Here is a 21,845-nt window from a genome sequence, read left to right as displayed (position 1 = left end):
ACCGTAGGGGGATGTGCTGCGAGGTCTAGCTGAGCGCCGCGTTCAGGGCGACGGCGATGACGAGCCAGACGACGACGGTGCCGATACCGACGCCGACCATGGCGAGCGCCTTGACGGCGGTCGCCATCCGGGTGCGGACAATTGTCAGGTTCGCCACGACGCCCAACGCCCCGACCAGCCCGCCCAGGATGCCGCCGACGGTGAGCAGCAGGAACGGCAGCAGCGCCAGGATGCGCAGGAGGATCGGCGTGACGGGCCCGGTCCGGTGCCGCACACCGTTGACCTCCAGCGTCGGGTACGGGTCGGCGATGGTGCTGCGTAGCGTGGCCTGGACGACACCACCGTCCACCGTCGGCAGCGCGAAGCGTTTGCCCGTCCGGGGAGCCGGCACTCCGCCGACGGTGACGGCAGGGTGGCCCCAGACAGCCTTGGTGGTGACGACGATCGGGCCGGCTACGCCGGCGACGTTGAGGGGTTCGGTGTTCACCGGCGTGATCCTAGCCAGCGCTCGTGGCTCGAACCCGTCCCGCTACCACCTCGCCCCCTGGACCTCGCGACCCCGGGTCAACCCGCAGGAGCAAGGGTGGCGGTGTCGCCGACGGCGATACGACCGGGCCGGACAACGGTCGCCCAGAGGCCGAACGTCATCGCGTGATGCTCGGCGATCGCCTTGAGGAGACCGCCGTGCAGGGGCACCTCGCCTTGCGCCATGTCGATCATGGCGCAGCGGGTCTGCGGTGCGCTCGGGCGAAGTACCGCCCCCGAAGCAAGCCGCAGGTCATGATGGAGCCAGTCATCCTCAGGGAAGCCTGCGCCGGGCACGTCGATGAGCAGATTCGCGCGAAACCTGGCCTGTGCGACCGGCTCACCAATCACGGTGGCGAGCGCGCGGAGCGCGGCCGTGGTTATCACGCTCACCGGTCCTTCGTCGTGGTGTGGCACGTCGGCCTCCGGCTCGATCGTGACGTCCCGGCCGAGGGCCAGACTGACAGCCGCGTGGCCGGCGGGACTGTCGGCGGCGAACGTTCGTCCGTCTGGTAGTTCTACCGTCGGAACGCTGCCAGCGAGATGGCTCCGAAGATCGAGCAGGCCAGGCATGCGTCGGAATCGGCGTGTGTTCTTGCCACTGCCCAGTTTCCCGTCACGATCACGGCACGCCCACCGCCGATCGTCAGCAAGCCCTCGCTCAGTGATGTCGACTGCGGCCAGTTGCTCACCGAGCAGAGACTTGATCGGGAATCGACGGATCTCGGCCACCCTCATCTCGGTATCCCGCACACCCACCACGTCAGGTGGCCCGCCGCAGCAGTTCGTGGATGAGCGTGACGACCTCGCCAGGGGTGAGCGCCATCGCGTTCTCGCCGACGCTCACCTCGAACGAGCACCGGTCTGGAGCCGGCGCGGACCGTACGCGGCCGAACAGCTCCGCCCCCTCCGCGGCGAGCAGGGCGGCGGCCCGCATCGCGGCATCCGGGCCGACGGGAAGGTGAACGTGGAACAGGGGCGTCTGCGGCGGGTCCGGGAAGGCGCGGGCCACACCGTCGGCGTTGATGGCCGCCGCGATCGCCACCGCGTGCTCCCGGTGCGCCGGCAGTCGGGGCAGCAGGGTGTCCAGGCCGTGCAGCGCGGTGAGGGCCAGCGGCCAGGCGTCGTAGACGTCTCCGCCGAGCCGGCGGCGCCACACCCGGGCTTCGGCCACGAGGGCGGCGTCTCCGGCGAGCGCGGCGCCGCCGACGCCCTGCAGTCCCTTGTAGAACGAGACGTACACGGTGTCGAACAGCGCGGCGATCTCGGCGAACGGCCGCTGGTAGTACGTCTGCGCCTCCCACAGGCGGGCGCCGTCGAGGTGGATGGCGGCACCGTGCTCACGCGTCGCCGTGGTCTGGGCGACGAGGTCGTCCCACTCCGGCAGCAGTCCCCCGATGTCTCGTTGCGGCAACTCCCAGAGCACCGCCGCGAGCGGTTCGGCGACGGCGGCGAGATCGGCCAGGGTCATCAGCCGGTGGCGGTCGCCGACGGGCTGGAAGCGCAGCCCGTGCACGACGGCGTACCCCTGCTGCTCCCAGACCTCCAGGTGACACTGCGGGTGAGCGGCGAAGGCCCGCCTGCCGCGCCGGTCGGCGTGGATGCGCAGGGCCACCTGCTGCGCCATCGTCCCGGACGGGAAGAACAGGGCTTCGTCCGTGCCGAGCAGGGATGCCACGCGCCGTTCGAGCGCGGCCACCGGCCCGTCCGGTCCGTGCGGCGGCGTGGCCGGGTCTACCTGAGCCAGCATCGACCGCAGCATGTCGTACGGCAGGCGACGCAGGTTCGAGTGCAGAAACAGGGAACGCCGCACACTCATTGCGGCAGTATCCACCCTCAGCCGGTTCGTCGCTCGTGGCTCGGATCGGTGTCGGCCTGCCAGGCGGCGACGAGATCCTCGCGCGCGCGGGCGACCCGGGAACGGATCGTGCCGACGGGGCACTGGCAGACCTCCGCCGCCTCGGCGTAGGACAGGCCGAGCACCTGGGTGGCGACGAACGCCTCCCGGCGCTCCCGGGTCAGGCCGGCGATCAGCTGGTGCAGGGTCACACCCTCGTCGGTGCCGACCGTGATCGCACCGGCGGCCTCGGCCGCCGCCTGCCAGTCCGGCACCGACGCCATCCTCGGCCGGGCCACCGCCGTCCGGACATGATCAACGGCAACGCGCCTGGCGATCGTGAACACCCAGGTACGGGCCGACGAGCGGCCCGCGAAACCAGGCAGGTTGCGAAATGCCCGCAGGAACGTCTCCTGGGTCAGGTCGTCGGCCTCCCCCGGCCCGGCCAGGTGCGACAGGAACCGCCAGACCTGGTCCTGTAGTGCCCGGATGAACGCCGTGGCGGCCTGCCGGTCACCCTGGCCCGCCTCCCGCGCCCACCGGGTCACCTGATCGTCGTCAGCGACGCCGTTCCGCACCGACCACCGTCCTGTGTGCCACGGGCGCTCCCTCATGCCGAGATGCCGTCGTCGGAACGCCGCCGATCGGCCGCGCACTCTGGTGGTCGCCGGCCGGCCCGGAAAAGTTCCCGGGGTTCCCCCTTTCGACTGATCTCGCGGATGTCCGAGCTGCCGACAACCGCTGCCGGCACGGACCGGGCCGGCACCACGACGTGCCGGGTGGGCCGGGCGCCGCGCCGCTCACCAGTCGTGAACCGTGCCGTCCTTGAGCCGGTTGAAGGGCAGGTACGCCGGCTCGTACGGGAACCGGGCCGCCGCCTCCTCGTCCAGCTCCACCCCGATCCCCGGCTGGTCGCCCGGGTGCAGGTAACCGTCGGTGAAGGTGAACGACTGCCGGAACACCTCGTTGGCCAGCGGGGTGTGCTTCATGTACTCCTGGATCCCGAAGTTGTGGATGGCCAGGTCCAGGTGCAGCGCCGCGGCCATACCCACCGGGGAGATGTCGGTGGGGCCGTGGATACCGGACTTGATCTGGTACTGGGCGGCGAAGTCGAGCAGTTTGCGCATGGCGGTGATGCCGCCGGTGTGGGTGACCGCGGACCGGACGTAGTCGATCAACTGCTCCCGGATCAGGGTCTGGTAGTCCCAGACCGTGTTGAAGACCTCGCCGATGGCCAGCGGGGTGGTGGTGTGCTGGCGGACCAACCGCAGTGCCTCCTGGTTCTCGGCCGGGGTGCAGTCCTCCAGCCAGAACAGGTCGTACGGTTCGAGGGCCTTGCCGAGCTTGGCGGCCTGGATCGGGGTCATCCGGTGGTGACCGTCGTGCAGCAGCGGCAACTCCGGGCCGAACTCGCCGCGCACCGCCTCGAAGACCGACGGTAGGTGGCGCAGGTACGCGCGGGTGTCCCAGTCCTCCTCGACGGGCAGCGGGGTGCGCTGCGCGGGCTCGTAGTCGTAGCGCTGGCCGGTGGAGCTGGGCTGCGCGGCCACGCCGTACACCGCGGTGATCCCCGGCACCGAGGTCTGCACCCGGATCGACCGGAAGCCCTCGTCGAGGTGGCGGCGGATCGAGTCGAACAGCTCGGGGATGTCCCGTCCCGACGCGTGCCCGTACGCCATGATGCCGGTGCGGGACGCGCCGCCCAGCAGTTGGTACAGCGGCATGCCGGCGGCCTTGGCCAAGATGTCCCAGAGCGCCACGTCCACGGCGGCGATGGCGGCCATGGTGACCGGGCCACGCCGCCAGTACGCCGATCGGTACAGGAACTGCCAGGTGTCCTCGATCCGGTGCGGGTCCCGCCCCATCAGCAACGGGGCGACGTGGTCGCGCAGGTACGAGGCGACGGAGAGCTCACGGCCGTTGAGCGTGGCGTCGCCCAGACCGGTGATGCCCTCATCGGTGGTGATCTTGAGGGTGACGAAGTTCCGGTCGGGGCTGGACACGATGATGTCCGCGGCGATGATCTTCACGGGATGCCTTTCGTTCTTGCGGTCGGGGTCTCACCAGCCCGCGTAGGAGCCGTCGGGGGTGCCACCAGGTCGGGCTGCGCCAGGCCTGCCCGCGCTTGTCCGCAGTCCGCACCCCCGGTGTGTTACATCCGCTTAATGTCGGGATGCTAGGCCGAAAAAGCGGATTACATCAATAGGTAAATGCAAATGATAGGATCTTTGCGTGGAATCGTCCGCACCCGAGGTTGCACCCGCCCCGGACCCTCCCGCCGAGTCCGGGCTCCACGCCCGCGTCCTCGAACACCTCGGCACCGCCATCTGCGGCGGTGAGCTGGCACCCGGGTCGGTCCTCAACATCGACGAGCTGGTCGACAGGTACGCCGTGTCCCGCTCGGTCGTTCGCGAGGTGCTGAGGGTGCTGGCCTCGATCGGATTCATCGAGGCGCGCCGACGGGTGGGGGTGATGATCCGGCCGGCGAGCGCATGGGACGTCTTCGACCCGCAGGTGATCCGCTGGCGGCTCGCCTCGGCCGGCCGGATCGCCCAACTCCGCTCGATCACCGAGCTGCGCACCGCCGTCGAGCCGCACGCGGCCCTCCTGGCCGCCAACCGGATCGGTCGCGACGAGGCGAGCGACCTCGTCGGGCTGGCGGCGAGGATGTGGGCGGCCGGCGAGGCCGGCGACGAGGAGCACTTCCTGCACCTCGACATCGAGTTCCATCGGCGCGTCCTGCTCGCCTCCGGCAACGAGATGTTCGTCCGGCTTCAAGAGCTGGTCGCGGAGGTGCTCACCGGCCGGCACAAGCACCACCTCATGCCGCACCACCCACATGCACAGGCCCTCCAGATGCACGCCGACGTCGCCCAGGCGATCCAGCGGCGCGACGGTGAGCGCGCCCGGCAGGCCATGGTGCAGCTGATGGAGCACGCCTTCGACGAGATGAGGTCGCTGTGGGAGCAGACCGCCCTGCCCGACCGAAGCGCGGACGACGGTCCGCCGGCCACCCGATGACCGGAGCCCCAGAACTCTGCGCGTACCTAACGAATAGCTGACATCCGGCGACCAGGCTGGCCGGCATGCGAAAAGTACGTGTGCAGATGACGGGTCTGGCGGTCCTGCTGCTGTCGCTCGCGGCCTGCGGCGGCGACCCGGAGGCGTCGGGGCCGCAGGTGGCCGAGATCCCGGGCGCGACCACGTCGGCGAGTGCCGGCCCGGCCGGCTCGATCAGCGGCGCCGATCGTCAACTTCCCCTCGGTGCGACCAAGCAGGAGATCGACCGCCTCTACGACGCCTACTACGCCTGCTGGACGCAGCACGGTGTGCCGTCGGCGCCAGGGAAGGACGGAAACGGCGGCCCGCTGCTCAGTTACAAGATGGACCAGAAGAAATACCAACCCGCCGTGGACGCGTGCGCCGACAAGGAGCCGCTGGGCGCTCCGGAGCTCGACCCTCATCAGAACCCGACCTTCGCCGACGACCTCCGCGAGCAGTTGCAGTGCCTCCGGAACCAGGGCCTGTCGATGGAGATCCGGCAGGACGGCACCGACAGCGCCAGCATCTGGGTGGCGCCGGAGACCAAGGCCAACCTCGCAAAGGCGAACAGCGACGCGGGACTGGAGATCCAGCGTCAGTGCGAGATCTCGGCCTTCACGAAGAAGTAGCCGACCGTGCGGACGAGAACCCTCATCACCATCATCATCGGCGCGATCGCGCTGGGCGGCGTGGGCTTCGGCATCCACGTCTGGGCCGGCCAGGACCCCCCGGCCGGCCAGTCGGCCGCGTCCACGGTGGCCACGGCCGAAGTGGTCCGGACCGACCTCTCCGACTACTGGAGCGAGAGCGGCACGGTCGGCTACCGCAAGCAGCGCGCTCTGCGCGGCGTCGCGCCCGGGGTGCTCACCTGGCTGCCACAGCCGGGCAGCACCATTGCCCGGGGCGACGTTCTGTATCGGGCCGGCGACCGGCCGGTGACCCTCTTCTACGGGTCGTCGCCGATGTTCCGCGACATCGACACCGTCGGCATGGTCGGCCGCGACGTCCGAGTGCTGGCCGACAACCTCCGGGCGCTCGGTTACCGGATCGGGTCCCAACCCGCGCCGGGAACCCGGGTGACCGTCCAGGGCGGGCCGACACCGGCCGCGAACGACAAGGGTGCGAACGGGGAGGCAACCAAGCCGGACTCGACGCCGTCAGCCTCCGGCACGGGGGCGTACCAGACCACCGTGACCAGCAAGGACGCCGTCTTCACCCGGTCGCTCAAGGACGCCGTGCGACGCTGGCAGGCGGCCAGGGAGATACGTCCGGCGACCGGCACCGTGACACTCGGCGACATTCTGGTGCTGCCCGGTGCGGTGCGGGTGGGAGCGGCCTCGGCGCACCTCGGCGACGACGCCACCGGCAACCTGATGGCGATCAGCGATCAGACCAAGGCGGTGTCCGTCGAGATCGACGTGAGCCGGGCCGACGACATCCGTGCTGGGCAGAAGGTGCAGATCACTCTCCCGGACAGCTCGCACACCAGCGGCACCGTCAACTCGGTGAGCAGCAACATCCAGGCGGGCCCGTCGGACGACGGCGACCCGGGCGCGGAGGGCCCCAAGGTACAGGTCGTCATCGCGGTGGACAAGGCCTCGGCGATCCAGAACATCAGCTCGGCCACCGTCGAGGTCCGGTTCACCGGCACCACCGAGCACGACGTACTCGCCGTCCCGGTCGGCGCACTGCTCGCGCTCAGCGGCGGCGGCTACGGCGTACAGATCTCCGACGGCGCCCTGACCGCGGTGAAGGTGGGCATGTTCGCCGACGGCATGGTGCAGATCACCGGCGCCGGCATCACCGCCGGCACCAGGGTGGTGACGACGTCGTGACCACGGTGCTGGAGATCGGTAACGCCAGCCGGCGCTACGGCGAGGACGTGACGGCGCTGCGCGACGTCTCGTTACGGATCGACGCGGGCGAGTTCGTGGCCATCCTGGGGCCATCCGGGTCCGGAAAGTCCACCCTCCTCAACATCATGGGCACGCTGGACCGGCCTACCGAGGGCCGAGTGCTCATCGGCGGGCGTGACGTCACCACCATGTCCGACCGGCAACTGTCCAGCCTGCGCGGCCGCTGGCTGGGCTTCGTGTTCCAGCAGTTCCACCTCACCGATGGGCTGAGCGCGACCGAGAACGTGGCGACCGGCCTGCTCTACGCCGGTGTGCACCGCCGGCACCGCCGGGCGCTGGCCGTGGCGGCGCTGGACCGGGTCGGCCTGGCTCACCGCGCCGACCACCACCCGCAGGCGCTCTCGGGCGGCGAACGCCAACGGGTGGCGATCGCCCGGGCGCTTGTCAACCGGCCCGCGCTGGTGTTGGCCGACGAGCCGACCGGGGCGCTCGACGTGGCCACCGGCTCGGCCGTACTCGACCTGCTGACCGAACTGAACCGGGGCGGAACCACGATCGCGCTGATCACTCACGATCACGAGGTGGCCGCCCGGGTGCCCCGACAGATCCGCATCCTGGACGGCCGCCTGGTGTCCGACTCCACGTCGAGCGGAGCGCAGGCATGAGGCGTACCCGTCGAGCGGCGAGAGTGGACCGGGACGCCGCACCGGTCCGTCTGGCCCCGGCCGACCTGATCGGTCTGGGTCTGCTCGGCATCCGCACGCGCAAGGCGCGGGCCGCGCTGTCGGCCCTCGGCATCGCCATCGGCATCGCCACCCTGGTCCTGGTGACCGGGATTCCCGCGTCGAGCCAGCGGGCTCTGGAGGAGAAGCTGGCCGCCCTGGGCACCAACCGACTGCAGGTCACACCGGCGCCGAACCACGAGCCACCGGTCAAGCTGCCCGTCGAGTCGGTGGACATGGTGTCCCGGATCGCGCCGGTCACGGTGGCGAGCGCGACAGGTGACTTCGGACTGAACGTCGCCCGCTCCGACCGGACCGGCGCCGGCGACTACAACGCCATCGCGGTTGTCGCCACCAGGGCGAACCTGCTCGCGGCGATCGACGGCCGGGTGCGCTCCGGCCGTTTCCTGGACTCCGCGATGGAACGCCTGCCGACGGTGGTCCTCGGCTCGGTCGCCGCACAGCGGCTCGGCTTCACCGCCGTCGACCTCGCCCAGCCGGTCCAGGTCCACCTTGGCGGGAAGCGGTTCAGCGTGATCGGCATCCTCGACCCGGTGGCACTCGCGCCCGAGATCGACCGCTCGGCGATGATCGGCTGGGAGGCGGCCAACCGCTGGCTACGCTTCGACGGCCACCCGACCCGGATCTATGTGCAGACCACCGACGCCCAGGTGGTGGCGGTGCGCTCCGTGCTGGCCGCCACCGCCAACCCGGAGCATCCGAGCGACGTACTTGTCAGTCGCCCCTCGGACGGGCTAGCCGCCAAGCAGGCGGTGCGGCAGACCTACAGCTCACTGCTGCTCGGGCTGGCCGGGATCGCGTTGCTCGTCGGCGGCATCGGGGTGGCCAACACGATGTACATCTCGGTGCTGGAGCGGCGCCGCGAGATCGGCCTGCGCCGGGCCCTCGGCGCGAACCGGGGTCAGGTGCGCATCCAGTTCGTGACCGAGTCGATCGTGTTGTCGGCGCTCGGCGGAGCAGCCGGGGTCCTGACCGGCGCGGTGGCCGTCGCCGGCTATGCCGCCCTCCAGCACTGGCCGGTGACCATCCCACCGGCGGCAGCCGGCGCCGGGCTGGGAGGCGCGCTCGTCGTCGGGGTCTTGGCTGGGGTCTATCCAGCGATGCGGGCCGCCTCGCTCGATCCCACCGAGTCACTGTCGAGTGTGTGAGCGGTCGTTAGGAATCTGTCAGGTCGGGCCGGGAATCGGCTGCGTCCCGTACCGGCGACCTATCATCGCCGGCATGTGCGCGATGGTTCTGGTCGCTGACGACGATCTGCGGCATGCGGAGGGTATCCGCCGCTACCTCGTGGCCGCCGGCCACGAGACGATCGTGGTGCACGATGGGCGGGCGGCGCTGGACGCCGCCCGCCGGGACCGGCCGGACCTGCTGATCCTGGACGTGATGATGCCGGGACTGGACGGCCTCCAGGTCTGCCGAACGCTGCGGCAGGAGTCGGACGTGCTGGTGCTCATGCTCACCGCCCGCAGCACGGAGAGCGACCTGCTGCTCGGGCTGGAACTCGGCGCCGACGACTACCTGACCAAACCGTTCAGCCCGCGGGAACTGGTGGCCCGCACCCAGACCCTGCTACGCCGCGCGCCCCGGGGCGTGCCCGAGCCCACGGCCCGGAGCAGCCGGCAGATCGGTCGGATCAGCGTCGACCCGATCGGGCACCAGGTGACTGTCGACGGCGAGCGGATCGAGTGCACCCGCGGCGAGTTCGCCATCCTGGCGGCCATGTCCGAGCAACCGGGCCGGGTCTTCACCCGAGCGCAGCTGCTGCACCATACCCGTGGTCTCGACCGCAGCTCGACCGAGCGCACCATCGACGTGCACGTGATGAACCTACGTCGCAAGATCGAAGCCGACCCGCGGCGGCCCGAGCAGTTACTCACCGTGCATGGTGTGGGCTACAAGCTGACGCTGGGCCCGACACCGTGAGCAGGGACCAGGTGCCGCTGCGGCACAGCCTGGTGACCCGGCTGCTGGTCTCCTCCGTGGTGATCGCGCTGGCCGCGATCTCGGCCACCGCCTGGTTGGCGGCCACGACCACCACCCGGGCGATCAACTACGAGCAGGGCGGCGCGGTCGCCGACCAGAGGGCCGTCTACCAGGCGCTCGTCGGTTACGCGGCCACCCACCACGACTGGTCCGGGGCGGCCGCCCTGGTGCACTCGCGGGCCGCCGAGCTGGGCCGCCGCATCACGCTGACCACCGACGACCATCAGATCATCCTCGACTCGCAGGCCGGGCCGGCGCTGCGAAACACCCGTCCGTCGGCGGTGGTGGATCCGCTCAATGTCGACCTGGGACTGACCGGCGGCGCCGAGCACATCGACGACCGAGCCGTCGGGCCGTACGTCGTGCCGACCGAGGACCGGTACGTGCTGAACGAGGTGGCCAAGAACACCCTGACCTGTTACCACAAGATGGGCTACGACGGCGTCATCGAGACCGCGAAGACCGGTCGCCCGAGCGTCACCCTGACCGCGGTCCGCGCCGAGGCAGAACGGCCACTGACCCGGTCCCTGACCGAGAGCTGCGGGTTCGAACTCGACAGCCTGGTCAGTGCGGCCGAGAAGAAGGCACTCCAGACGCTTGCCACCTTGACCGCCCGCTGCCTCAGCCTGGGCGACCGCGGCGCCCAGCTGCGCATCACGCCGACCTTCGCGGCATATCTCGGCGAGTCGGCGGTCGTCCGGACCGCGCACGAGGAGATCAAGGTGGAGCCGCCGTCACTGCTCAAGCCGGCCGGACCGGTCGGTGTCGTGCAGGGCTGCATTGAATCAGGGCGCCGGACCCAACTCCGACCGTACGTGGCGCCCCGCGCGCTGCTGTTCGTCACCGCGCCCGGCACCGGCCGCACCACGCTGAGCCTGTCCGGCGGCAGCGTCGGACGGATCGTGGCGGTCACCGGCGCGGTCCTGCTCGCCACCGTCGCGGCGACCATGCTGGTCGGCCGCCGTCTGGTGCGGCCGCTGCGCAACCTCGCCGAGGCGGCCGAACTGCGCACGCCTGCCCCGGTGTCCACCCGCGACGAGATCGGCCGGTTGGCGCGCGCTCTGAACGACTCCGCGGAGCGCCGGGAACGGGCCGAGGCGCAACGCCGCACCATGGTCAACGACGTGGCGCACGAGCTGCGTACCCCGCTCAGCAACATTCGTATCTGGCTGGAGGCGGCGCAGGACAACCTGGCCCCGACCGACGCCCAACTGCTGGCACTGCTGCACGAGGAGGCGTTGCTGCTCCAGCACATCATCGACGACCTCGGCGACCTGGCGGCGGCCGACGCGGGCACACTGCGGATCGTCCTGCGGCCGACCGACCTGCGGGACGTGCTCGCGCAGGTGGTCGACAGCCACCGGGGCAGCGCGTTCGCGGCCGGGGTGCGCCTGGAACTCACAGTCGTGGGAGATCCGGTCGTGCGAGCCGATCAGGTGCGCCTGCGACAGGTGGTCGGCAATTTGATCTCGAACGCCATCCGGCACACCCCGTCCGGCGGCTCGGTCACTGTCGACGCGAATGGCCAGACCATCTCCGTACGGGACACCGGCAGCGGCATCGCCCCGGCCGACCTGCCGAAGATCTTCGACCGTTTCTGGCGGGCCGACGAGTCGCGCAGCCGGGTGACGGGCGGCAGCGGGCTCGGCCTGGCGATCGTGCGTCACCTGACCGAGGCACACGGCGGCACGGTCGAGGTGGAGAGTGAGCCGGGTCGGGGCACGGTCTTCACCATCCGACTACCGGGCCTCGACGGCTGAAGCGGCGCGTCGATCGGTCCGGGTACGGAGGCTCCGTGCCAGGACGGGGATCATCACCGCCGCGGCGACGAGATGCAGCCCGAGGAGGGCGGTGCTGGTGGCGACGCCCACGACCGAGAAGAAGCCGGTCACCACGGCGAACCCCGACAACGGATCGGGACTACTCCGTGCCGTCCGCCGGCAGGCGCTCCGGCAGTCATCCTTCCGCCTCGTCATGTCCTGTCGCAGGTATGACGGGCGCGGACGCGACGACTCATCACTCGGGTCGCTTCGACGACCTGGACCACGCCGAGGCCGATGAGGGAGACGGCGATTACGGGGCGTGATGCCGGTGGCAGCCGACATCGCAACAGCCGTTATGACTCGGAGGCATATTTATACCTGTGAGTCATCACGCTCACTGAGGCATCCGCCACCTGGGAGGCGACGGCTTCGCCGCCCCGGGGGGGGCGACCCGCCGGCTCCGAGCAGGCTCGCCAGGAGGCGACCACCGTCGCGCTACCGCGAGGTGCCGCCACCCGATCGGCCCGCATCGGCGGAGGGCCGGTGCGCGATGCGGGGCGCCCGCACGGCGGAGGCGTTGCCCGATCCCGGGCGGTAGTCCCGTGCCGCGCTGGCCACCATCTCGTCGGCGTCGCGGGCGAGCGCCTGGCGGATGTGCGGCGGAACGAACTCGGACGTCGCCATCGCCATTCGGACCTGCACCGCGCGGTCGTCGACCAGGCGCGTCAGATCCGCCTCGCTCAGCTCGACGGCCCGTACGAGCGCGGCGCGGACGTCGACCACCGGGTCCGCGGCGAGCGCGCTGCGCTGCTCGGCGGTGGTCCGCGGGTTGCGGGCAACGCCCTTGCGTACGCGTGCGGTGCGATCGGCCAGCAGGGCGGTGATCACGTCGGGGTCGTGGGTGTGGGTGGCGAGTCGTTCCCGCACCTCGGGTGAGACGTCGTCGATCAGCCTGGCTGCCAACTTCGGCTCCAGCTCCCGACTCTCCGCGAGGAGACCGCGAAGCTCCTTGTCCGAGGTCTCCGACATGACCTGGCGGATCGACTCGTCGCAGGCGGGGTTGCTGGCGACCGCCCAGCGGACCCACCGGTCGGCGTCCTTGACCAGGCGCATCAGGTTGGCGATCGAGGTGGCGGGGTTGCGCGCCACGGCCTCCCGGACCTGACGGTCATGGTCGCGGGTGAGCGGTCGCAGGGCCTGCGCTGGTGCGTCGGCCCGGGAGGCGACCGCCTTGCGGACCAGGACCGACGGGTCGGAAGCCAGGTCGATAAGGGTCATTTGGGGCGTTGTGGGGTCCTGGGCGAGGGCGAGCCGCGCGTCATCGCTGCCACCGATCGGACGGTGGGCGGTGGTGCCGGACCCGCTGTGACGGTCGGCCTCGCCGACGTCCTGCTGTTTCCCCATGGCGCAATCATGTCACGCGCCCGGTTCGGCGGGATCGGCCGCGGGCGGGACCCGGGCGGGTAGGCGCAGGCCGGACATGCCGCCGTCCACCGGCAGCGACGAACCGGTCACCGACCCGGTCGCGGGCGAGGCGAGGTAGACGACGGCGGCGGCCACCTCGTCGGCGGTCACCAGGCGGCCGGTCGGCTGCCTGGACGCCAGCTGCCGCTTCTCCGCCGTCGGGTCGGCCGCGCCGGCGAGCAGGCGGGCCACCCACGGCGTGTCGACGGTGCCGGGGGCGACACAGTTGACTCGGACACCCTCGGTCACCAGGTCGGCGGCCATGGCGAGGGTGAGGGCGTGTACGGCGCCCTTCGAGGCCGAGTACAGGGCACGTCGGGGCAGGCCGACGGTCGCCGCGATCGAGGAGATGTTGACGATCGCCGCGGACGACGACCGGCGCAGGTACGGCAGGGCGACGGCGCTGGCTCGGGCCACGCCGGAGACGTTGACGTCGAGCACCCTGCTCCACTGCTCGTCGTCGTCCTCCTCCACCGTGCCCACCGCCGAGATGCCGGCGTTGTTCACCAGGATGTCGAGGCCGCCGAACGCCTCGGCGACCGAGGCGACGGCCGTGCTGAGGGAGGACCGGTCGGCCACGTCGGCCCGGACGCCGAGTACGCCGGGATCCTCCGGCAGACCGGACGGGTCCAGGTCCAGGACACCCACCCGGGCGCCGGCGGCGGCGAACGCCCGCACGCAGGCGAGCCCGATCCCCGATCCACCTCCGGTCACCACCGCCACGAGACCGTCACACCGCATCAGGCGTCCCGGAGGGGGTTGCGCTGCCGGCCGAGGCCGTCGATCTCGACCTCCATCACGTCGCCGGTGGTCAGGTAGGGGAACCGGCCGGAGAGCGCCACTCCCTGCGGGGTGCCGGTGTTGATGACGTCGCCCGGCTCCAGGACGGTGAACTGGGACAGGTGCCAGACCAGGTACGCCACGTCGAAGATCATGTCTTTGGTGCTGGAGTCCTGGCGCGGCTCGCCGTTGACCCAGGAACGCAGCCGCAGCGCCTGCGGGTCGCCGATCTCGTCGACGGTGACCAGCCACGGGCCGAGCGGTTGGAACGTCTCGCAGGACTTGCCCTTCGACCACTGGCCCCCGGAGACGGCGAGTTGGAAGTCCCGCTCGGAGACGTCGTTGGAGAGCACGTACCCGGCGATGTGCCCGAGCGCGTCGGCCGGCGAGGCGAGGTAGCGGGCCGGTCGGCCGATCACCACCGCCAGCTCCACCTCCCAGTCGGTCTTCGTCGACCCGCGCGGGATCAGGACCTCGTCGTACGGGCCGACGACCGTGTTGGGCGCCTTGTAGAAGATGATCGGGTCGGTCGGTGGCGCGGCACCCGACTCGGCGGCGTGCGCGGCGTAGTTCTGCCCCACGCAGAGCACCACCCCGGGCCGGGCGATCGGCGCGCCGACCCGCTGGCCGGTGACGTCGATCTCGGGCAGATCGGTGGCCTCGCGGACCCGCCGGACGCCGTCGCCGGCGAGGAACTCGCCGTCGATGTCGGCGGTGAGCGACGAGAGGTCGAAGTGCCGACCGTCGACGTACAGCACGGGGCGTTCCCGCCCCACCGGCCCGACACGCATGAATCTCACGAACCCAACCTCCAGTGCATAGGCCGCAAAACCCCTATTTCCTATAGGATGTTGCCTTGCTAGTGTGTACTCGCTCACACCGGCGCAGTCAAGGGGTTGTTGAGGAGGCGAGATGGCCCAACAGGAACCTCACGAGGGTCGACTCCGTCCCGCCCGCCGACACACCCTCACCGAGGACGTCTACGAGTCGATAAAGACACTGGTCATGGACCACGTCCTTCCCCCCGGCGAGCGGGTCAACATCGACGCGCTGGCCCGGGATCTGGAGGTCTCCCCCACCCCGGTCCGCGAGGCCCTCGCTCGGCTGGAGGCCGACGGCCTGGTCCGTAAGCGCCCACTCTCCGGCTACACCACCACGCCGCTGCTGACCCGTGCCCAGTTCGACGACCTGTTCGACGTCCGCCAACTGTTGGAGGGCGCCACCGCCGGACGGGCCGCCACGCACGCCTCCGCCGAAGCGCGCCGACGGATCAGCGTCGAGGCGGCCGCGAGAATCGACGTGGAGGCCGGCGACGGATACCGCCGACACGCCGCCTTCACCGCGCTGGACGCGAAATTCCACGACCTGATCGCCGAGGTCTCCGGCAGCCCACTGCTGCGGGACACCATCACGCGGCTGCACGCACACCTGCACCTGCACCGGCTGTACTTCCCGGCCGCCGGCGCAGCGGACACCAACACCGAGCACCAGCGCATCGCCGCCGCCATCGTCGCCGGCGACGCGGCAGCCGCCACCGACGCGATGCGCGCCCACCTCAGCGCCGCCCGGGAGCGCCACCTGCCCGCCTTCGACCAGCCGCCCGCCCCCGGAACACCTCGCGACTCGGCGTGACCCACCCCCACACATCCGAGGAGTCGTCATGCGGATCGCCCTCTTCATCACCTGCGTCAACGACCTCGCGTTCCCGGCCACCGGCATCGCGGTCACCCGCATCCTGCGGCGACTCGGCCACACAGTCGACTTCCCCGCCGACCAGACCTGTTGCGGGCAGATGCACGCCAACACGGGTTACCGGGCCGAGGCCATGCCGATGGTGCGCAACTACGTCGACGTCTTCGACTCCTACGACGCCATCGTCGCGCCGTCCGGGTCGTGCACCGCGATGATCCGCGACCAGTACCCGCGCCTGCACCCGCCCGCCACCTCGGTGGCCGCCCGCACGTACGAGCTGTCCGAGTTGCTCGTCGACGTTCTCGGTGTCACCGACGTCGGCGCCGAGTTCCCGGAGACGGTCACCTACCACCCCACCTGCCACGGTCTGCGCGTGCTGCGCCTCGGCGACAGGCCACTGACCCTGCTGCGCCAGGTACGCGGGATCAAGCTGGTCGAGCTGGGCGACGCCGAGGAGTGCTGTGGTTTCGGCGGCACGTTCGCCCTGAAGAACCCGGACGTCTCCACCGCGATGCTCACCGACAAGTGCGCCCGGGTCCGCGACACCGGCGCACGGGTGCTCGCCGCAGCCGACAACTCCTGCCTGGCGCACATCGGCGGCGGCCTCGACCGCCACCGGTCGGGCGTACGGGCCGTGCACTACGCCGAGATCCTCGCCGAGACGGGAGCCGCCTCATGAGCCAACCGGTCGCACCCGCCACCGGGCAAGGGCGGATCCGCACGCCGCTGCCCTTCCCGACCGCCGCCAAGCCGGCCGTGGCCGACACGCAACTCCGGGCCAACCTGCACCGGGCCACCCGCACCATCCGTGCCAAGCGAGCCCGGGTCGTCGACGAGGTACCCGACTGGGAGGCCCTGCGGGACGCCGGCTCGGCGATCAAGGCGGACGTCCAACGTCGGTTGCCGGAGTTGCTGGAGCAGTTCGAGGCGTCCGCCACCGCTGCCGGCGCCACCGTGCACTGGGCCCGCGACGCGGCCGAGGCGTGCCGGATCGTTGTCGCGTTGACCCGGGCGGCCGGGGCCGACGAGGTCGTGAAGGTCAAGTCGATGGCGACCCAGGAGATCGAACTCAACGAGGCGCTGGAGGCCGCCGGAATCGCCGCGTACGAGACGGACCTCGCGGAGCTGATCGTGCAGCTCGGCGAGGACACCCCCTCGCACATCCTGGTGCCGGCGATCCACTACAACCGGGCCCAGATCCGGGAGATCTTCCAGCGTCGCATGCCCGACGCGCCGGCCGACCTGAGCGACGAACCGGCCGCGCTGGCCGAGGCCGCCCGCGTCCACCTGCGACGACGTTTCCTCTCCGCCCGGGTCGCCGTCTCCGGGGCCAACTTCGCCGTCGCCGACACCGGCACCCTCGTGGTGGTGGAGTCCGAGGGCAACGGGCGCATGTGCCTCACCCTCCCCGAGACGCTGATCAGCGTCGTCGGCGTCGAGAAGCTGCTACCGACCTTCACCGACCTGGAGGTCTTCCTGCAACTGCTGCCGCGATCCTCGACAGGCGAGCGGATGAACCCGTACACCTCGATGTGGACCGGCGTCACCCCCGGCGACGGCCCGCAGGACGTGCACGTCGTACTTGTCGACAATGGTCGGTCCGCGGTGCTCGCCGACCCGGTCGGGCGGCCCGCGCTGTCCTGCATCCGCTGCTCCGCGTGCCTCAACGTCTGCCCGGTGTACGAGCGGGCCGGCGGGCACGCGTACGGCTCGGTGTACCCGGGGCCGATCGGCGCGATCCTGTCGCCGCAGCTGACCGGCGTGGCCGACAACGCCTCGCTGCCGTACGCGTCGACCCTCTGCGGCGCCTGCTACGACGTGTGCCCCGTGAAGATCAACATTCCGGAGATCCTGGTCCACCTCCGCCAGCAGGCACCGCACCCGCCGGCCGAACGGGCCGCCATGCGCGTCCTGTCCTGGGTGATGCGCAGCCCTCGACGGTGGGCCGCCGCCCTGCGCCTGGCCCGGGCCGGCGCGGGGCCGCTCGGGGCGTACCGTGAGCGGCGCACGGGCGCCCGGACGCTGCGGCGACTGCCCTGGCCCGCGTCGGCGTGGACCCGGTCGCGAGACCTGCCGCTGCCCGCGCCGCAGACCTTCCGGGAATGGTGGGGAAAGCAGTGAGCGCACGTGACGAGATCCTGGCGCGGCTCCGGACGGCCCTGGCCGACAGCCCGCCGCCGGTGCAGGTGCCCCGCCGGTACCGCCGGGTCGACGACCGAGCCGACCTGATCGCAGCCCTCGTCGACCGCCTGGAGGACTACCGGGCGGTCGTCCACCACGGCATCGGAGCCCTACCCCGGCTGCTCGCCGAGGTCGATCGGCTCGCCGTCCCCACCGACGTCCCCGCCGACTGGCTGGCCGGCTACGCCGGGCAGCTGCACCGCGACGCTCCCCCGCTGTCACCGGCCGCGCTCGACGACCTGGACGCGGTCCTGACCGGCTGCGCCGTCGCGGTCGCCGACACGGGCACCATCATCCTCGCCGCCGGCCCGGCGCAGGGGCGGCGCGCGCTCACCCTGGTGCCCGACCGGCACATCTGTGTCGTCCGCACCGATCAGGTCGTCGGTCTGCTGCCGGAGGCGCTCACCCGACTGGACCCGCGCGCGCCGCTGACCTGGATCTCCGGCCCGTCCGCGACAAGCGACATCGAGCTCAACCGGGTCGAGGGAGTGCACGGCCCGCGCCGACTGGAGGTCGTCCTGATCAGCCCACCGGGCAGCTCAGGCGCCTGACGACGACACCTGCTCGCCACCGCGGCTCTCGCCCGGCCCGGCCGTCGCCCGCAGCGGCACGCCGCGCACGTTGAGCAGCATGACGATGGCCACGCCGACCACCAGCGCGATGTCGGCGACGTTGCCGACGAAGAATCCGGCGTAGTCGATGAAGTCCACCACGTGCCCGCGAGCGAACCCCGGCGCCCGGAAGAGGCGGTCCAGCAGGTGCGTCGCCGCGCCGCCGAGCACCAGGCCCAGCGCCACCGCCCAGGCGCGCGACGTGACCCGCCGCGCCACCACCGCCACCGCGACCACCGCCGCGGCCGCGAACACCGCGAAGATCCAGGTGTACGCGGAGCCGATCGAGAAGGCGGCACCCGGGTTGTACACGAGCCGCAGTTGCAGCAGGTCACCGAGGAGGGAGACGGTCTGCCCGCCGGAGAGCGTGGACTCGGCCCAGTACTTGGTGAGCTGGTCAGCGGCGAGCACCACCGCAGCGATCAACACGACGGCGCGGAACATCCCGGAACCCTAACCCGGTCAGCGGTGACCGTCACCACCGACGGTTGTTCTTGATCAGCCACATGATGCCTGCCCTTTGGCAATCGCCAAAGACCTGCGGTCGGCGTCAGCTGTCATCCCGACCGCTCAGGCGCGGCAGTTCAACCGACGTCGGCGGAAACCCGCCGAGCGCGCGGGTCCGGACGGCCAGCGAGGATGCCGGCGAGGATCTCCGCGCCGTCGACGACCCTCGGGCCGGGGCGGTTGAAGTAGGCGGGCCCGTCGACCACCCACACCTGCCCCTGACGAACTGCGGGCAGATCCGCCCAACCGGGTTGCGCGGTCGCCACGGACAACTCGTCGAAGGTCCGCTCGGGCGTGAACCCGCACGGCCCGAACACCACCACCTCGGGAGCCAGGTCCGCGACCACCGACCACCGGTGCGGGGTGCTGTGCGCACCCGGCCCGAGCAGCAGGGACCGCCCGCCCGCGTGGGCGATCTGCTCCGGCACCCAGTGTCCGCCAGGCATCAGCGGGTCGAGCCACTCGACGAACAGCACCGTCGGCGCGCCGGGCACCGACCCCGGCAACGCCGCCAGGCGACGCTCGGCGTCGGCGCGGATCTCCGCCGCCCTGCCTTCGGTGCCGGTCAGCGCGGCCACTGCATCCACCGTGTCCAGGATTCCGTCGATGGTCCTCGCCTCGAGGGACATCACCCTGGTGTCGAGATCGATCAGACCAACCGCGTCGTTGACCCGCTGGTAGGAGACCGCACACACGTCGCACAGATCCTGGGTCAGGATCAGATCCGGCTTCAACCCCTCCAGCATGGCGACGTCGAGCTGGTACAACGACGAGCCTCGGTGCGGGTCACCGGCGATCGCGGCCGAGATCTCCCGGCTCGTCAAGGTCTCCGGCAGGGACGTCGCGGTCACCGCCGGGATGTCGGCCAGGGCCCCCGGCGGCCAGTCACACTCGTGGGTACGACCAACCAGGTGCTCGGTCAGGCCAAGCATGGCCACGATGTCCGTGGCCGCCGGCAACAGGGAGATGATCCGCACAACCGCCTGCCTACCAGGCGCGACCGAGCCACGTCCACTTCCCGACAGCGAAGCCCACGGCGGCCAGCAGCGTGGTCAACGACCGCCTCAGCTCAGCACGCCTCGACTGGTTTGCGGTAGCGGGGTTGCCAAGCGGTCACCCGGTATCCCGCCTTCTCGTACAACCGAACGCTGTTGTTCGGATTTTCCGCGACCGTGCTGAGTCGGGCCGTCGAGACTCCGGCTTCCGCCAAGATACGGAGCGTGCGCCTCATCACCGCAAGACCGACGCCCCGCCGGCGCCACGCGGTGCCGACGGCAACCCACGGCGTCCGGGCGGTGCCGTCGGCCTGCAACTCGTTCACCACGACCGCCGCGATGTCGTCCCCCGCCCACACGACGCACCAGATGTCGACGTCCTGGACGTCGAGGAGGTACTCCTCGTAGGTCCTGGGCCGGTAGCCGTCGCGTGCTCCGGCGAAGCACTCCTCGATCACCCGGTGGATCTGCGGGTGGTGGGCAGCCTCGACCGGACGTTGGGTGAGACCTTCGGGCAGCCGAATGTCGCCGTCCGGTAGACCGTTCAGGTCGTGGGCCATGTCGACGGCCGTGAACGCGACCCGGTAGCCGTGAGCTGTCAGCAGTGCCAGATTGCCCGGTTGGTGCTCGGCCACGTTCGCGCCGAAGACGCTCCGGCCGCCGACCGGCCTGCTGCCGTCGAACTCGATGGCACGAGCCTCCTGCCACCGCAGCATGGCGCTCCCGATGCCCCGTCGGCGCCACGCCGGTTCCACACATCCGCTCAACAGGTAGACCCGGGTGTCGGCCGCTTCGGACCACCAGTCCATCCAGGTGAAGCCGACAGTTCGCCCCGAGTCGGCTTGGGCGATCAGGCAGAACGGGTGTACGCCGTCGGGGTCCTCGCCGGTGTCGGGACCGGGCAACCAGAAGTCGCCGTCCGCCCGGTGCACCTCGGCACGGACGGCCTGGACGCCGGCAATGTCACTGGCACCCCCATAGCGCCGCATCGTGACGCCGGCCTGCGCCAATGAACCGAACTGCTCAACCGCCACTGTCCCGCCCTCCCCCGTGCCACCTCCGCGGAGGACCGCACGCCCGGTCATCACGACGACCTTCGCACCCGGCCGACCGGCGGTATGGACATCGCCGTCCACCTGCCGCCGGCCGCTGCGTTCAGGTGATGGCCAGCAGACGGCGGCCAGGAAACAGATCGGCTGCCGGGCCGGGTCGCCGAGCCTCTGCTCTGCCCTGCGCCGTCCGGCCGGATCTGGCCGCCGCGAACGACGGCCAGATCACCTCACCAGGCGAGCTGATCCTCGGGCTGCCGGGTGCCGCGACCGTGGCTCCGTCAGTCGCCTCGTCTGCGTACAAGCAGTGCCAGGACGCCGAACGCCGCCGCCGTGATGGTGCCAACGGCGGCGATGCCCGACGTGGCGGTCGCGTCCGCCTCGCCCCAGACGGCGAGCACCGTCAGCAGCACCACGGTCACGAGTCCACTGCCGGCGGTGAGCCAGACCCAGCGCTCCATGGCGCCCTCCCGGCCGCCTTTTTCGCCCGTGTCGTTCGGGAGATTCATCGCAGTCCCCTTGTCCGCGTTTTCGCCAGTCGGTCGTGCCCGACCGGGCGTATGCCGCCACTCACCCTGCTAAGTAGACAGTCAGCGATGAGAATATGCGAATGGGAGGACGCCGATGAGATTCCCATGCCTATAGAGACATTACGGTCAGAGTGGCGCAGATCATGTCCGGTTTGCCATGTTCACCCAGGTCAGCCGCAGTAGCGGCGGAGGCTGTGGGCGAGGACGTTACCGGTTGCGACCGGCTCGTGCATCTGGGGCAGCCCGGCGAGCAGGCCAGGCCGGGTGGGAAGACGTTCTCACTTCCG

At 71.0% G+C, this 21,845-nt stretch carries 24 protein-coding genes; 11 read left to right on the top strand and 13 right to left on the bottom strand.

The window, feature by feature from the left end; translation table 11 throughout:
- Positions 1–25: 25 nt before the first annotated feature.
- The 5 genes from ACLQ3B_RS11950 to manD form a co-directional block, all read right to left on the bottom strand.
- Complete coding sequence (locus ACLQ3B_RS11950) at positions 26–487, bottom strand: hypothetical protein (protein WP_425780092.1); 462 nt, start codon at positions 485–487, stop codon at positions 26–28.
- A gap of 77 nt (positions 488–564) precedes the next feature.
- Complete coding sequence (locus tag ACLQ3B_RS11945) at positions 565–1,263, bottom strand: MOSC domain-containing protein (protein WP_425780090.1); 699 nt, start codon at positions 1,261–1,263, stop codon at positions 565–567.
- A 25-nt stretch (positions 1,264–1,288) separates the two neighbouring features.
- Positions 1,289–2,344, bottom strand: a complete 1,056-nt coding sequence (locus ACLQ3B_RS11940) for a threonine aldolase family protein (protein WP_425780088.1) — start codon at positions 2,342–2,344, stop codon at positions 1,289–1,291.
- Between the two features lie 17 nt (positions 2,345–2,361).
- The gene (locus ACLQ3B_RS11935) at positions 2,362–2,940 is read right to left on the bottom strand and encodes a sigma-70 family RNA polymerase sigma factor (protein ID WP_425780086.1); all 579 of its coding nucleotides are present in this window, start codon (positions 2,938–2,940) and stop codon (positions 2,362–2,364) included.
- Positions 2,941–3,162: 222 nt separating this feature from the next.
- Positions 3,163–4,392, bottom strand: a complete 1,230-nt coding sequence (manD, locus tag ACLQ3B_RS11930) for a D-mannonate dehydratase ManD (RefSeq protein WP_425780084.1) — start codon at positions 4,390–4,392, stop codon at positions 3,163–3,165.
- Positions 4,393–4,594: 202 nt separating this feature from the next.
- On the opposite strand from manD, the gene ACLQ3B_RS11925 reads away from it, so the two are divergent.
- From ACLQ3B_RS11925 to ACLQ3B_RS11895, 7 genes are all read left to right on the top strand, one after another.
- Entirely contained in the window at positions 4,595–5,383 is a 789-nt protein-coding gene (locus tag ACLQ3B_RS11925; RefSeq protein ID WP_425780082.1) for a FadR/GntR family transcriptional regulator, read from the top strand.
- Positions 5,384–5,448: 65 nt separating this feature from the next.
- A complete protein-coding gene (locus tag ACLQ3B_RS11920; RefSeq protein ID WP_425780081.1) occupies positions 5,449–6,033 on the top strand; it encodes a hypothetical protein in 585 nt (194 codons plus the stop codon).
- Positions 6,034–6,039: 6 nt separating this feature from the next.
- Positions 6,040–7,239, top strand: coding sequence for an efflux RND transporter periplasmic adaptor subunit (locus ACLQ3B_RS11915; protein ID WP_425780079.1), 1,200 nt, complete (start codon positions 6,040–6,042; stop codon positions 7,237–7,239).
- Positions 7,236–7,925 (top strand): ABC transporter ATP-binding protein, encoded by a 690-nt coding sequence (locus ACLQ3B_RS11910; protein WP_425780077.1) that lies wholly within the window; start codon positions 7,236–7,238, stop codon positions 7,923–7,925. The genes ACLQ3B_RS11915 and ACLQ3B_RS11910 overlap by 4 nt, the downstream gene beginning before the upstream one ends.
- Entirely contained in the window at positions 7,922–9,151 is a 1,230-nt protein-coding gene (locus ACLQ3B_RS11905; RefSeq protein WP_425780075.1) for an ABC transporter permease, read from the top strand. Before ACLQ3B_RS11910 ends, ACLQ3B_RS11905 begins: the two co-directional genes overlap by 4 nt.
- A 73-nt stretch (positions 9,152–9,224) precedes the next feature.
- Positions 9,225–9,926 carry a response regulator gene (locus tag ACLQ3B_RS11900; protein WP_425780073.1) on the top strand — a complete coding sequence of 234 codons (702 nt, stop codon included), beginning with the start codon at positions 9,225–9,227 and terminating at the stop codon, positions 9,924–9,926.
- Entirely contained in the window at positions 9,923–11,746 is a 1,824-nt protein-coding gene (locus tag ACLQ3B_RS11895; RefSeq protein ID WP_425780072.1) for a HAMP domain-containing sensor histidine kinase, read from the top strand. Before ACLQ3B_RS11900 ends, ACLQ3B_RS11895 begins: the two co-directional genes overlap by 4 nt.
- On the opposite strand, the gene ACLQ3B_RS11890 is transcribed toward ACLQ3B_RS11895, so the two are convergent.
- The 4 genes from ACLQ3B_RS11890 to ACLQ3B_RS11875 all read right to left on the bottom strand — a co-directional run bounded on the left by ACLQ3B_RS11890 (position 11,726) and on the right by ACLQ3B_RS11875 (position 14,793).
- The gene (locus ACLQ3B_RS11890) at positions 11,726–11,896 is read right to left on the bottom strand and encodes a hypothetical protein (protein ID WP_425780070.1); all 171 of its coding nucleotides are present in this window, start codon (positions 11,894–11,896) and stop codon (positions 11,726–11,728) included. The genes ACLQ3B_RS11895 and ACLQ3B_RS11890 overlap by 21 nt on opposite strands.
- A 348-nt stretch (positions 11,897–12,244) precedes the next feature.
- Complete coding sequence (locus ACLQ3B_RS11885) at positions 12,245–13,153, bottom strand: hypothetical protein (RefSeq protein WP_425780068.1); 909 nt, start codon at positions 13,151–13,153, stop codon at positions 12,245–12,247.
- A gap of 12 nt (positions 13,154–13,165) precedes the next feature.
- Entirely contained in the window at positions 13,166–13,927 is a 762-nt protein-coding gene (locus tag ACLQ3B_RS11880) for an SDR family NAD(P)-dependent oxidoreductase (protein WP_425780066.1), read from the bottom strand.
- 26 nt (positions 13,928–13,953) lie between these two features.
- On the bottom strand, positions 13,954–14,793 hold the full coding sequence (locus tag ACLQ3B_RS11875; protein WP_425780064.1) for a fumarylacetoacetate hydrolase family protein: 840 nt from the start codon (positions 14,791–14,793) through the stop codon (positions 13,954–13,956).
- Between the two features lie 112 nt (positions 14,794–14,905).
- Between ACLQ3B_RS11875 and ACLQ3B_RS11870 the strand changes: the two genes are divergently transcribed.
- The 4 genes from ACLQ3B_RS11870 to ACLQ3B_RS11855 are packed head-to-tail and all read left to right on the top strand — an operon-like array spanning position 14,906 to position 18,417.
- Positions 14,906–15,625 carry a GntR family transcriptional regulator gene (locus ACLQ3B_RS11870; RefSeq protein WP_425780062.1) on the top strand — a complete coding sequence of 240 codons (720 nt, stop codon included), beginning with the start codon at positions 14,906–14,908 and terminating at the stop codon, positions 15,623–15,625.
- A gap of 28 nt (positions 15,626–15,653) precedes the next feature.
- The gene (locus ACLQ3B_RS11865) at positions 15,654–16,364 is read left to right on the top strand and encodes a (Fe-S)-binding protein (RefSeq protein WP_425780060.1); all 711 of its coding nucleotides are present in this window, start codon (positions 15,654–15,656) and stop codon (positions 16,362–16,364) included.
- Positions 16,361–17,806 (top strand): LutB/LldF family L-lactate oxidation iron-sulfur protein, encoded by a 1,446-nt coding sequence (locus ACLQ3B_RS11860; protein ID WP_425780058.1) that lies wholly within the window; start codon positions 16,361–16,363, stop codon positions 17,804–17,806. The genes ACLQ3B_RS11865 and ACLQ3B_RS11860 overlap by 4 nt, the downstream gene beginning before the upstream one ends.
- A complete protein-coding gene (locus ACLQ3B_RS11855; RefSeq protein ID WP_425780056.1) occupies positions 17,803–18,417 on the top strand; it encodes a LutC/YkgG family protein in 615 nt (204 codons plus the stop codon). The genes ACLQ3B_RS11860 and ACLQ3B_RS11855 overlap by 4 nt, the downstream gene beginning before the upstream one ends.
- On the opposite strand, the gene ACLQ3B_RS11850 is transcribed toward ACLQ3B_RS11855, so the two are convergent.
- From ACLQ3B_RS11850 to ACLQ3B_RS11835, 4 genes are all read right to left on the bottom strand, one after another.
- Positions 18,406–18,921, bottom strand: coding sequence for a signal peptidase II (locus ACLQ3B_RS11850; RefSeq protein WP_425780054.1), 516 nt, complete (start codon positions 18,919–18,921; stop codon positions 18,406–18,408). The two genes, ACLQ3B_RS11855 and ACLQ3B_RS11850, sit on opposite strands and share 12 nt — an antisense overlap.
- A gap of 140 nt (positions 18,922–19,061) precedes the next feature.
- Positions 19,062–19,961, bottom strand: coding sequence for an ABC transporter substrate-binding protein (locus ACLQ3B_RS11845; RefSeq protein WP_425780052.1), 900 nt, complete (start codon positions 19,959–19,961; stop codon positions 19,062–19,064).
- A 92-nt stretch (positions 19,962–20,053) separates the two neighbouring features.
- Entirely contained in the window at positions 20,054–21,013 is a 960-nt protein-coding gene (locus ACLQ3B_RS11840; RefSeq protein ID WP_425780050.1) for a GNAT family N-acetyltransferase, read from the bottom strand.
- Positions 21,014–21,309: 296 nt separating this feature from the next.
- The gene (locus ACLQ3B_RS11835) at positions 21,310–21,489 is read right to left on the bottom strand and encodes a hypothetical protein (protein WP_425780048.1); all 180 of its coding nucleotides are present in this window, start codon (positions 21,487–21,489) and stop codon (positions 21,310–21,312) included.
- Between the last annotated feature and the right edge of the window lie 356 nt (positions 21,490–21,845).

The organism is Micromonospora sp. DT53 (genome assembly GCF_049841535.1).
Taxonomy (GTDB): domain Bacteria; phylum Actinomycetota; class Actinomycetes; order Mycobacteriales; family Micromonosporaceae; genus Micromonospora.
This window is presented reverse-complemented; position numbering and strand designations above follow the sequence as displayed.